Consider the following 12,075-nt stretch of genomic DNA (forward strand, 5'->3'; position numbering starts at 1 on the left):
ATAATGCCAACAAAAGAGGCGAATAAAATGAAATATCAAGTTATCGATACCCAAATTGCACCGGACGGGCGCTTAGAGGTTTTATCTAAGGCTGAAATCGCGAAGTTGCTCGATACTAGTCATGGCGGTCTATATCAATTGTTCCGCAGTTGTTCTTTGGCGGTACTTAATTGTGGCAGCGGCTTAGATGATGGCAAAGAATTATTGGAGCGGTATAAGAGTTTTGATATCAGTATTGTTCAGCGCGAACGCGGCATTAAGCTAGACGTCAAGGCAGCACCAGCTAACGCCTTTGTTGACGGGGTCATGATTAAAGGGATACAAGAGCATTTATTTGCGGTGTTAAGGGATATCCTATTTTTGCATGGCGAGATTGAAGATAATCCTAAATTCGATCTAGATACGACCGAAGGTGTCAGTGACGCGGTTTTCCATATCCTACGCAATGCTAATTTGCTCCAGCCTCAGGTTAATCCTAATCTGGTCGTCTGTTGGGGCGGGCATTCCATTTCTGGCATCGAGTACGATTACACCAAGCAAGTCGGTTACCACCTGGGTTTGCGCGGCATGGATATTTGCACGGGATGCGGTCCTGGTGCGATGAAAGGACCGATGAAAGGGGCAACCATAGGGCATGCAAAACAAAGGCTTGCTCGCGGTCGTTACCTGGGAATTACTGAGCCTGGCATTATTGCAGCAGAGGCCCCGAATCCTATCGTCAATGATCTGGTTATCTTGCCGGACATAGAGAAGCGCCTGGAGGCCTTTGTTCGGATCGGCCACGCGATCGTGGTGTTTCCCGGGGGGCGGGAACTGCTGAGGAAATTTTATATTTGCTAGGCATATTGCTGCATCCTGATAATCAGGATTTGCCTTTTCCATTGATTTTTACAGGGCCAGAGAGTGCCAAAGATTATTTCCAGAAAATCGATCAATTTATTGGCGAAACTCTGGGACCTCTGGCGCAGCAACGCTATCAGATCATCGTCAATAACCCCGCTTTAGTCGCGCAAGAAATACTCGCAGGGATAAAAAAAGTCAGAGATTTCCGTAAGCTGAAGGGCGATGCCTATTACTTCAATTGGTTACTCAAGATAGACCCTGAGTTTCAAAAGCCGTTTGACCCTACTCATGAAAACATGCGCAATCTTGAATTGCACAAAAATCAAGAGGCGCATCTACTCGCTGCTAATTTGCGGCGCGCTTTTTCTGGCGTGGTAGCGGGAAATGTCAAGGATCAAGGTATACGCGCCATAGAAAAATTTGGGCACTTTGAAATTACTGGTGACATTGCCATCATGGAAGCCATGGATGCTTTATTAAGTTCATTTGTGGCGCATAATCGTATGAAATTGCCTGGAAAAACCTATACACCTTGTTATAGAGTTATAAAATAAGCGAATAATTAGCTTATTAATGATTTCAGACTGACAATTATTTAGTGTTTTTTCAAAAAAAGTAGGATAATAAAAAATTACTGCAGAGTAGCCTATGCTTTGCTTCCAAGATCGCCGCACCAACCCATGAGGATGATAGATATGAGTACCGTACAGCACGATGTCGATGAACGTACCAATTTAATCAGTTCCAATAAATTTGAGCTTTTACTCTTTCGTTTGGGGGAAAGTGGTTTGCATGGTCGTTCTGAATTGTTTGGTATTAATGTTTTCAAAGTGCGCGAAATTGTTGCGATGCCTATCATTACAACGGTAGCTGGGGCGCTTCCGCATAATTTAGGTGTGGTGAATTTACGTGGGCAGATTATTCCGGTGATTGATTTGCCATCAGTCGTTGGTTGCACGCCCAAAACAGGTTTGAATATTATGCTGGTGACCGAATTCGCTCGCTCTACGCAAGGTTTCGCGGTTGAGTCGGTGGAAGAAATTGTGCGGTTGGAGTGGAGTCAGGTTTTGTCTGCGGAGGCAAGCACAGCAGGTGGCATGGTCACTAGTATCGCTCGCTTAGACGGTGATGCCGAAGATACTCGATTGGCCCAGGTGCTAGACGTAGAGCAGATCTTACGTCAGATGACACCGAGAGATACAAAAGATGTAGATAGTGAGACGATAGGCGCCAAATTGATCATCAAACCAGGTTCGGTAATCTTGGCAGCGGATGATTCTGCGGTGGCGCGTGGTTTGATCGGTCAGGCTCTTGATGCGATCGGTGCGCATTACATAATGACAAAAACAGGTAAGGAAGCATGGGATAAATTGCAATCCATGCATGTTGCGGCACAAGCCGAGGGTAAGACGATACGCGACAAAGTTGCCATGGTCTTAACTGACTTAGAAATGCCGGAAATGGATGGTTTTACTTTGACCCGGAATATCAAGCAAGATGAGCGCTTTAAAGATTTACCTGTGGTTATACATTCGTCCTTGTCAGGTTCGACCAATGAAGAGCATGTCAAGAGCGTAGGCGCAGATGCCTATGTTGCAAAATTTGTCGCTGAAGAATTGGCGACAACAATTCGTAAAGTGGTTGGGAATTGAGATCTTAATAGAATGAAAAAAGGACGCGTTAGCGTCCTTTTTTTTAACGCTTACTAGGCGCTTACTTTGCTACTCGCTGCCAACCGGAGGAGCAGGCTTTAATCGAAGGATAAAACCCGTCTGGATTGTGGCAATAATACCAACTTGATGTATCTCCCGATTCAGGTCCTGACGTGCTTGTTACTGGTTGTGAAGGTCCTGAGCTTACGGTATAGCTACGCTCTGGGTAAACCGTGATGGGCGCCGAAGTATAGATGGTATTCACCACCACTTCACGAGTGTAGGGATAGTAAGGGCGTGCGTAGTAAGGATTGCTGTAATAAGGGCTGCCGTAATAGCTGTTGCCATAGTAAGGGCTGTAATACGAAGGATAGGGGCTCAGTGCAATTCCAACTCCTAAACCTACTCCAAAACTTAGCCTGGGGCCATAATATCCATTTCCATAGCCACGCCCATATCCATGCGCAGATGCCGGTGCGGCGCTGGCTAGGGCCAATAAAATTAGCGCACTACGACTTACTGTATTTATCCATTTCATGCTACACCTCGCGAGAAAAATTACTTGCGGCATTCTATCTTAGTGTCAATAATAAAACACTTAGCCACACAGGCTTCATTTTAGAACGGAAATGCGCTTATTGCTGATGCAATTACATGCCGTTACCAATCCCCAGAGCAAGCATGTGATGTACCATATCGGGCTTATTAAAAATACCAACTGATTGAGGATGAAAAATGACTGCCGCAGAAAAACAAATGACGTATGAAGAGTATCTGGATGAAGTGACTACTTTGTTAACGGAAATGTACGATTTAACCGATGATGCCGCTATCAAATACGTAATGCGCGCGCAAGCAGCCAACTTCTTTGTTTTGCATGATGAACATGTGGAAATGCGCAATCCTTCCCGCGCCATGCACGATGCAAAATTGGTTTTCGAACAAAGAAATAAATCTAGACCAGAAATTTATCGTAAATAAACTGTATTTTTCTTCCTTACCTCAGACTTTGCCGCACATGTCCGGGTGCGGCCTTACTTCGACGATGTAAGGTGCTCATTGGGTATGGCGGGCCTGACTAGTGGTATTTTGCTCTATTTTTCTTGGCAATCATGGATGCACACGCCAAGGCGATCAGAACTTCCATCACTGCCGTGACACGGCAAGGTAAAGTTGCTTCCAGTTAAGCTCAATTAAGCCCAATTAAGCTCAATTAAGCCCAGTATGGCAATCTTCTTGGAGGCTAGCGCTGTCAGCGCACTAGTTTTTCGCTGGCATCTGCTTTGCCAAACCATGGTCAGTTCAAAACGAAAAAAACTGCTTTGATATAAATCAACGCAGTTTTTTTATTGTCCCCGCTATGCATAGCGGGGAGATTAGGCTTGCTTATGCCAGGTTTGCGTTGGCAAAATCCCAGTTAACCAAAGACCAGAATGCTTCCAGATATTTTGGACGCGCATTGCGATAGTCGATGTAATAAGCGTGCTCCCACAGATCGCAAGTCAACAATGGTGTGTCTGTTGTTGTCAACGGTGTCGCTGCGTTGGAGGTGTTAACGATGTCCAAAGTGCCATCTGCTTTTTTCACCAACCAAGTCCAGCTAGAACCGAAATTACCTACACAAGACTTAGTGAATGCATCTTTGAATGCATCAAACGAGCCCCACTTGGCATTGATCGCATCAGCGATCGCGCCAGTTGCTGCGCCGCCGCCGTTAGGCTTGAGACCGTTCCAGTAGAAAGTGTGATTCCAGATTTGGGCCGAATTATTGAAAACGCCGGCAGAAGATTTTTTAACGATTTCTTCTAAAGTGGCGTTTTCGAATTCTGTACCCTTGATCAGGTTGTTCAGATTCGTCACATAGGTCTGGTGATGCTTACCGTAGTGATATTCCAGAGTTTCTTTGGAGATATGTGGCGCCAGAGCGTCCATTGCATAGGGCAGTGCCGGGAGGGTATGTTCCATAGTGCATCCTTGTTTTGATTGCGGTGGGCTGTCGTTTCATTAACTGAAACGGTAAAAACAGCATTGTAAGCGTTTGTGCAAATGCTTGCAGCAATCGCTTGATTTTATGGCAGCGCTTGGTTACGCCCGAACGACTTCGCTAGCTTTGATCGCCCATGATGGCCAACGTGCGCTGGACCGAACTGATGCCCAACTCTGCGTGGTCGATGGCGGTGCGCAGATGCAACAGACTATTTGGCTTGATCTCTGCGCTGGAACGTATCAGCTTGCCCTTGTGGTCGCTCAAGATCACGTAGCCACGTTCTAGGGTGCGTTGCGGATTGAGTAATTCTAATTGTGCTTGCAGGTGCGCGAGGGTGCTCTGCTGCTGCTGTACACGGCGTAGGCTGGCATCCGTGAGTCGGCGTTGTAGTGCTTGCAGGTGTAAGTTTGCGGTAGCGCTATCGGGGCGCTGTGCGCTTAGGCGTGCGCGCCATTGGCCAAGTACTGTTTGCGCTTGTTGCAAGGGCATATGGCTGGCGTAGCGTAAGCGTTGCGCGCAGTTTTGTAATTGCAGTCGTTTACTGGCGATCGCGGCCCCAGGGCTGAGCAAGCGACGAGCAGTCCAGTCCAGGGTTTGTGCTTGTGTCGCTAGGCTTCTTTGCATCGCGCGCTGTAAAGAAATTTGGTTTAGCCTGAGTTCTGCTAAAAAATCGCTGCGTGCGCCAGCGGCAAGCTCGGCTGCGGCAGTGGGAGTGGCTGCGCGCAGGTCAGCGGCAAAATCGGCGATGGTGAAATCGGTCTCGTGTCCCACTCCACTAATGACTGGCATGCTGCAATGGGCAATCGTACGTGCCACGATTTCAGCGTTAAATGACCAAAGATCCTCTATGCTGCCGCCGCCACGACAGACCAGCAATACATCACATTCTTCGCGAGCAGAAGCGGTGGCAATGGCCTGGGCAATTTTTTCAGCAGCGCCTTCGCCCTGTACTGGGCTTGGATACAGTATCACTTGCACGTGGGGTGCGCGCCTCTTAAGGGCTGCGAGGACGTCGCGTAAGGCCGCCGCTTGTAGACTGGTGACTATGCCTACGCAGCGTACAAATGTTGGAATGGCACGCTTATTCGCGGTATCGAACAGGCCTTCGCTAGCCAGCTTAGCTTTTAGTTGCAAAAACGCCTCATACAGATTGCCAACTCCGGCACGGCGTATTGCCTCTACATTAATTTGGTAGTCACCACGCGGCGCATACAGACTGACTAAAGCTCTTACTTCGACCTTGTCGCCTTCGCGCGGGATGAAGTCGGCGTATTGTGCGCGGCCACGAAACATCACCGCTTTGACCTGTGCCGCACTGTCTTTTAGGCTGAAGTACCAATGACCTGAGGCGGCGCGGGTGAAATTTGAGATCTCGCCAGAGATCCAGCTCAGCGGGAAATTGCGTTCTAGCAATTGCGCCACCGCCTGGTTGAGCGCCGAGACGGTGATGACTGCGTTATTGGCGAGCGGATTTGAGGTGGGTGATTCAGGATTCATAAGGGCGGCAGGGTAAAAGCTGTCCACAGTTGCGTGAAATGCTCGCTAGGATGTCATCAAGCCCAGCTGATGTCAAAAAAAACTTGGAAAAATATACTAAGCGCTTGATTTTTATAGATAAAGTAATTTTGCCTATCCTTTGAGCAGTATCATAAAAAGCTTATGTATCAAGGACTTGCCTATTCGTAAGCGCGCTTGTGCACAAACTTATCCACAGAAATACGGGAAATAGTCGGATTAAATTTCACGAAAAACTTGGATAAATGCCTGCCTCATTTAGTTGCAGTGGAAGAATCTTTAATAAAATCAAAGACTTAATTCCCTACGCAAGCTTTGTACACAATCTTGTCCACAAAATATGTGTGGAAATAAGATCTTGAAAATCAAACTATGTATATTCAAATAATTTTTCTGTGGATAAATACCTGTTTTTCGGGATTGTTTAATTTTAGAGCAGTTTATAAATAGTGATTTAAATCATGTGCTTATAATTGTTTTTTAGTTTTTATAGCGGATTTATCCACAGAAAATGTGAAGAACTTTTCCGCTAAAGTCGTAAATCCAGTTATATTATTTATTTAATATTTTTATTTGAAGAAAGTGCGCTACTGCATGATTCTTGAGCAGGCGACAAATAATGATTAAAATCAATTGCTTAGCTACTAATGTTCGCTTTGTACACAATCTTGTCCACAAAATATGTGTGGAAATGTACAGGCATAGAGTGCCAGGCCAAGTTTCTTTACGGATATAATTTTTCACGGAAAAAACCTGAGGCTGCTTAAATTCCTAGCAGTCATTAAATACTGTTTGAAATCATGCTCTTAGCCTCGTAAATTTCTTTTGCACACAATCTTATCCACAAAATATGTGCAGAAATATGAATAAATTATATTTTTCGATTTTCCTGGAATCGAGCGCGATGTCTTGGAACATGTACTTTGAGCCGTGCCTAAATCTAAGGCACTATGAAAATAAAGAATAAAATCAATGGCTTAGTGTTTGTGCCCATGCTTTTGCACAATCTTGTCCACAAAAAATGTGCAGAATCTGGTGTGCGACTGATGTCAAAGACTTTTTACCGGGAAAACTTTGCGTTTTAGGTAATTAAAGGCAGTAATTGTAGGCTTGCCTGTTTTCTAAGCGATGATAAAATCAGCTGTTAAATCATGGCTTTATCTTTATTCCCAAGATTGCTGCACACACTTATCCACAATAAATGTGAAAAACTTTGCCTCAGTCATGCATGCGTGACTTAAAAGCGACATTTGCTCACTATATTGGCGCAAATCGGGGTGTTGCTACATTCTTGAGCAGAGAGTAAATACTTATTGAAATCATCAACTTAGCAATGTGCTCTTGGCTTGTTCACAATTTTGTCCACATAAACTGTGTAAAACCAGGGCTGAGATTCATCCGCTAGTTGCTGGTACGTTTGCGAATTTTTCCTTTTGTGAGCGTGATTATTTTTGTTGCAGACCATTAATTTATATGTAAATCAATCACTTAGCGTGCGTTGCTCTAGATATCCACAGGCTTTCACACAAAATATGTGTAAAACTAAGAGTTCTACTTGCACCTAGTTTGACCTGCCTATTAGCAAGCGTGGAGAAATATTCTGAAATTTCCTCTGCATCTACTTGCTCATAGAGACACACTAAGCTACATTGCGGGGTTGGATTCATACCCTGAGGAGTTTCATTTGTTTGCCATTATTCAAGCTGCTGGTTGGCCTATTTATCTTTTACTCATTTCCTCGATTATCGCTCTGGCGCTGATTCTGGAGCGCGCGCTGTCCTTGCGACGTCAACGCATCTTGCCTAAGACCTTGCTCGATGAGGTGATCCGTGTCTACCACTCTGGCAAGATCAAGCAAGAAGTGATCGATCAATTGGCAAGCAATTCGCCTTTGGGCAAAGTCCTTGCAGCGGGTTTGCGCAATGTGAATGCGCCTAGAGAAGTCATGAAGGAGTCGATTGAAGAAGCTGGTCGCGGCGTGGCCCATGATCTGGAGCGCTTTTTGACGACTTTGGGAACGATTGCGTCGCTGGCGCCTTTGATGGGCTTGTTCGGTACCGTTGTTGGTATGATAGAGATTTTTGGATCCCAAACTTCGGCCGGTGCCAATCCTGCGCAACTGGCGCATGGAATTTCGGTGGCATTGTATAACACCGGTTTTGGTCTGCTAATCGCCATGCCTGCTTTGATTTTTTACCGTCATTTCCGCGCTCTGGTCGATAGCTTAGTAGTCGATATGGAGCAGCAAGCGGTGAAGTTTGTCGATACTGTTCATAGCGCGAGAAAATAAGATGAATTTTCGCAAAGGCAAGGGCAGGGAAGACCCCGAGATTAACCTGATTCCTTTTATCGACGTCTTGCTGGTGATTTTGATTTTCCTGATGGTGACAACGACCTATAGTCGTTTTACTGAATTGCAAATCACGCTGCCGACCGCGGATGCTGAAAAGGCGCAGGATAAACCAAACCAGATCGAGATCGGCATCGATGCGCAAGGGCGCTATAAAATCAATAGCCAAGCCGTATCGTTCTTAGATACTGCCACGCTGGCACAAGATCTGAAGCAAGCTGCCAGCGCTATGGATACGGCCAAGGATGGTGCGCAACATGATCCTATCGTCATCATCAATGCCGATAGAGCAGCCACGCATCAGTCGGTGATCGATGTCTTGGAAGCGGCGCGACTAGCTGGTTTAGCCAAAGTCACCTTTGCTGCGCAGGCCTCGGCCAAATCTAAGTAATTGACCCTTATAGGGGAGTATCGGTGTTTACTCCCCTATTGCGCATATTCTATGTGGGCATTTTAAAATTTTATCTGGTACTGGGTGGGAGTATGTTAACCGGCCCTAGTGCTTTTATGCGGAGTTTATCCCCTTGCGTGCGCTACTCGAAGCAGCTTTATTACGTGCTTGGTTGCGGCGCGGCGTGCTGGCCTGCTTGTTCTGGCCAGTCTCCAAGCTGTTTCAACTAATCATACAGTTTAGACTGGGCTTGATCATGCTCGGCTATACCTCGCAAACGCGCTTAGCGGTGCCGGTGATCATGGTTGGGAATATCTTTATCGGTGGTACCGGCAAGACGCCATTGGTGATCTGGCTGGCGCAGCAATTAAAATTGGCTGGCAAACATCCGGGTGTGATTTCGCGCGGTTATGGTGCCAGTGCCGAAACGATCTCGGAAGTGCGGGCTGATTCCTTGGCCAGCGAGGTCGGCGATGAGCCCTTATTGATAGCGCTGCGTGCGGCTTGCCCAGTGATGGTGGGGCGCGACCGAGTGGCTGCCGGACGCGCTTTATTAGCCGCCTATCCAGAGACCGATGTGATTATTTCGGATGACGGTTTGCAGCATTATGCCTTGGTGCGCGATGTCGAAATCCTGATGTTTGATCAACGCGGTCTTGGCAATGGCTTTTTATTACCAGCTGGACCCTTGCGCGAGCCAGGCACGCGGCGGCGCGACTTTACTGTTCTCAATGCTCCGCTGGGGCTGAGCGTGGCGGGAATTGGCGAGCAGGTGCAACGTATGCAACTGATTCCTGATACTTTATTTTGTCTTGCGCTACCCGAGCAAAAAAGCAGTTTGCAGCAGATGCGCGGCCGCCGGATTACTGCGGCAGCCGGGATAGGTCATCCTGAGCGTTATTTTGCAATGTTGCGCGCTGCGGGTTTGCAGTTCGATCAGCTGGCGCTGCAGGATCACCATGCGTTTACCAATGAAACTTTTCGTGCGATTGAGGCAGATATCATCCTGATCACTGAAAAGGATGCAGTAAAATGTCGTCAGATAGCCGAATTGCGCGACGATGCGCGCATCTGGGTGGTGCCTGTGAGCGCACAACTGGATGCAAAATTTGCGGCGCAAATACTCACTATGATTGCGGAGAAATAAGATGGACGCACGTTTGCTCGATGTTTTGGTTTGCCCTTTGTGTAAAGGCCCCTTGGTCTACGACAAGGCCGCGCAAGAATTAGTCTGCAATGCAGATGCGCTGGCTTTTCCTATCCGAGATGGGATTCCTATCATGTGGAGCGATCAGGCGCGTAGCTTGGCCGCGACTGAACGGGCCAAGTAAGACATGGGTTTTACTGTCATTATTCCAGCCCGCATGGCCTCTAGCCGCCTGCCGAATAAGCCGCTGGCCGATCTGGGCGGCAAGCCTATGGTAGTGCGCACTGCTGAGCGCGCCTTATTATCCGGTGCCAGCCAGATTATGGTGGCGACTGACCATCTTGATATTCTCGCGGCCTGTAAAGCGCACGGCATTGCCGCCTGCATGACGCGTGCCGATCACCCTTCCGGCACCGATAGAATTGCCGAAGTTGCCGCCAACATGGGCTTGGCGGCCGATGCTGTGGTGGTCAATGTGCAGGGCGATGAACCTCTGATAGACCCGGATCTGATCCGTGCTACCGCTAATTTGGTGAGTCAGAGTGTGCCTATGGCAACCGCCGCGCATGCTTTAGACGGCGTGCAAGATGTGTTTAATCCGAATGTGGTGAAAGTGGTGCTGGATAAGCAGGGGCGTGCCATGTATTTTTCGCGTGCGACTATCCCCTGGGATAGGGATGCTTTTGCCTTGAATCGCGATGCCTTGCCCGCTGGTTATGCGCCTTTACGCCATATAGGTTTGTATGCCTACCGCAACGATTTCTTGCAAGCCTATCCCTTGCTGGAAATATCGCCACTGGAACAGATAGAGGCGCTAGAGCAATTGCGGGTGTTGTGGAATGGACATGCGATCGCTGTACACGTGAGTGCAGCGAGCCCTGCACCTGGTGTGGATACGCCGGAAGATTTAGAGCGGGTCAGGCAGTTTTATTGAGTGTTAGGGATGGAAATTGCAGCGAAATTACAGCGAAATTCCGGCGAGATTGTGGGATAACGTTGCATATCGATGCAATATGGTGGCAAAGCATCAATTAACTAAAAATCTGTGGTAAGTTTCGTGAAAAGAATCTGTGATATTACTAGTGCAAAATAAAATAAATACAGCAACTTAAACTAGTAATATCAAATCAAGTAAATCGTAGATGACGCATATACTCAGCTGATGGTTTAGCTGAATGCGGCAAATACAAGCAAAAACAAGCAAAAACTTAAATAATTCAAACTCGTCTTAGGAAATAAAATGCGTCTTATTTTGTTGGGAGCACCAGGAGCAGGTAAGGGTACACAAGCCACTTATATCAAGGAAAAATACAATATTCCTCAAATTTCTACCGGAGACATGTTACGCGCTGCAGTCAAGGCCGGTACAGCTCTCGGTATCGAAGCCAAAAAAGTCATGGATGCCGGTGGCTTGGTCTCTGATGACATCATCATAGGCTTGGTCAAAGACAGATTGACTCAGGCGGATTGCGCTAACGGTTATTTGTTCGATGGTTTTCCACGCACCACGCCACAAGCCGATGCGATGAAAGATGCTGGAGTGAGTATCGATTACGTATTGGAAATTGATGTACCAGACAGCGCAATTGTCGAACGCATGAGCGGTCGTCGTGTTCATTCCGGTTCGGGGCGTACCTATCATGTCAAATTCAATCCGCCAAAAGTTGAAGGCCGCGATGATGAGACTGGTGAAGAGTTAATCCAACGTGATGACGATAAAGTAGAAACCGTCACCAAGCGCTTGGCTGTCTACCATGAGCAAACTGAAGTCTTGGTTGGCTACTATGGTGATTGGGCAAAATCTGGCAAACCAGGCGCGCCTAAATATCGCAAAATCGCCGGCGTAGGCCCGGTTGAGGCAATTCGCGACAGTGCGTTCGCGGCACTGTCTGAATAAAAGTAAAGCGGACCTGAGTGTCCGCTTTTTTTTGCACCAAGAATTGTCAGAACTTCTTTTAGTTGTTATATGAAAAAATGATACGCCAGCCCAGGCTCAGTTTGCATGCATGCAGACTGCTAGCTAGCAAGGTGGCATAAAAGTGTTGCAGTGTGCAGTTTTTATTGCGTTAGAGCAGTTTGCTTGAGGCAGTGAAGTATCGTCGTTGTTTTGCTTTGTCGCTGTGTTTCATAAGGCTTGGTCTTGCATTACCCATGCAAGGCCAAGACCAAGCCCATAACAATTGGAGGAGT

The 12,075-nt window shown here is 47.1% G+C and carries 11 protein-coding genes and 1 pseudogene; 9 read left to right on the top strand and 3 right to left on the bottom strand.

Annotated elements, in window-relative coordinates; genetic code table 11:
• Nucleotides 1–27: 27 nt before the first annotated feature.
• Nucleotides 28–1,397 (top strand): annotated as a pseudogene (gene ppnN / locus EJN92_RS16450) (nucleotide 5'-monophosphate nucleosidase PpnN).
• A gap of 141 nt (nt 1,398–1,538) precedes the next feature.
• The gene (locus EJN92_RS16455) at nt 1,539–2,495 is read left to right on the top strand and encodes a chemotaxis protein (RefSeq protein WP_126128809.1); all 957 of its coding nucleotides are present in this window, start codon (nt 1,539–1,541) and stop codon (nt 2,493–2,495) included.
• Nucleotides 2,496–2,556: 61 nt separating this feature from the next.
• On the opposite strand, the gene EJN92_RS16460 is transcribed toward EJN92_RS16455, so the two are convergent.
• A complete protein-coding gene (locus EJN92_RS16460; protein ID WP_126128810.1) occupies nt 2,557–3,033 on the bottom strand; it encodes a hypothetical protein in 477 nt (158 codons plus the stop codon).
• A 197-nt stretch (nt 3,034–3,230) separates the two neighbouring features.
• Between EJN92_RS16460 and EJN92_RS16465 the strand changes: the two genes are divergently transcribed.
• On the top strand, nt 3,231–3,476 hold the full coding sequence (locus EJN92_RS16465; protein ID WP_322348664.1) for a hypothetical protein: 246 nt from the start codon (nt 3,231–3,233) through the stop codon (nt 3,474–3,476).
• Nucleotides 3,477–3,881: 405 nt separating this feature from the next.
• Here the strand turns inward: EJN92_RS16465 and sodB are convergent, their stop codons facing one another.
• Nucleotides 3,882–4,460, bottom strand: coding sequence for a superoxide dismutase [Fe] (sodB, locus tag EJN92_RS16470; protein WP_126128811.1), 579 nt, complete (start codon nt 4,458–4,460; stop codon nt 3,882–3,884).
• Nucleotides 4,461–4,599: 139 nt separating this feature from the next.
• Entirely contained in the window at nt 4,600–5,979 is a 1,380-nt protein-coding gene (gene xseA / locus EJN92_RS16475) for an exodeoxyribonuclease VII large subunit (RefSeq protein WP_126128812.1), read from the bottom strand.
• 1,702 nt (nt 5,980–7,681) lie between these two features.
• Between xseA and EJN92_RS16480 the strand changes: the two genes are divergently transcribed.
• The 6 genes from EJN92_RS16480 (at nt 7,682) to adk (ending at nt 11,782) form a co-directional block, all read left to right on the top strand.
• On the top strand, nt 7,682–8,287 hold the full coding sequence (locus EJN92_RS16480) for a MotA/TolQ/ExbB proton channel family protein (protein ID WP_126128813.1): 606 nt from the start codon (nt 7,682–7,684) through the stop codon (nt 8,285–8,287).
• Nucleotide 8,288: 1 nt separating this feature from the next.
• Entirely contained in the window at nt 8,289–8,738 is a 450-nt protein-coding gene (locus EJN92_RS16485) for an ExbD/TolR family protein (RefSeq protein ID WP_126128814.1), read from the top strand.
• A 133-nt stretch (nt 8,739–8,871) separates the two neighbouring features.
• Nucleotides 8,872–9,885, top strand: a complete 1,014-nt coding sequence (lpxK, locus tag EJN92_RS16490) for a tetraacyldisaccharide 4'-kinase (RefSeq protein ID WP_126128815.1) — start codon at nt 8,872–8,874, stop codon at nt 9,883–9,885.
• Between the two features lies 1 nt (nt 9,886).
• Entirely contained in the window at nt 9,887–10,069 is a 183-nt protein-coding gene (locus EJN92_RS16495) for a Trm112 family protein (RefSeq protein ID WP_126128816.1), read from the top strand.
• Between the two features lie 3 nt (nt 10,070–10,072).
• Complete coding sequence (gene kdsB, locus EJN92_RS16500) at nt 10,073–10,819, top strand: 3-deoxy-manno-octulosonate cytidylyltransferase (protein ID WP_126128817.1); 747 nt, start codon at nt 10,073–10,075, stop codon at nt 10,817–10,819.
• Between the two features lie 306 nt (nt 10,820–11,125).
• Nucleotides 11,126–11,782, top strand: a complete 657-nt coding sequence (gene adk, locus EJN92_RS16505) for an adenylate kinase (RefSeq protein ID WP_126128818.1) — start codon at nt 11,126–11,128, stop codon at nt 11,780–11,782.
• The last annotated feature ends 293 nt before the right edge of the window (nt 11,783–12,075 follow it).

Origin of the sequence: Undibacterium parvum, assembly GCF_003955735.1 — a bacterium.
GTDB classification, from domain to species: Bacteria; Pseudomonadota; Gammaproteobacteria; order Burkholderiales; family Burkholderiaceae_D; genus Undibacterium; species Undibacterium parvum.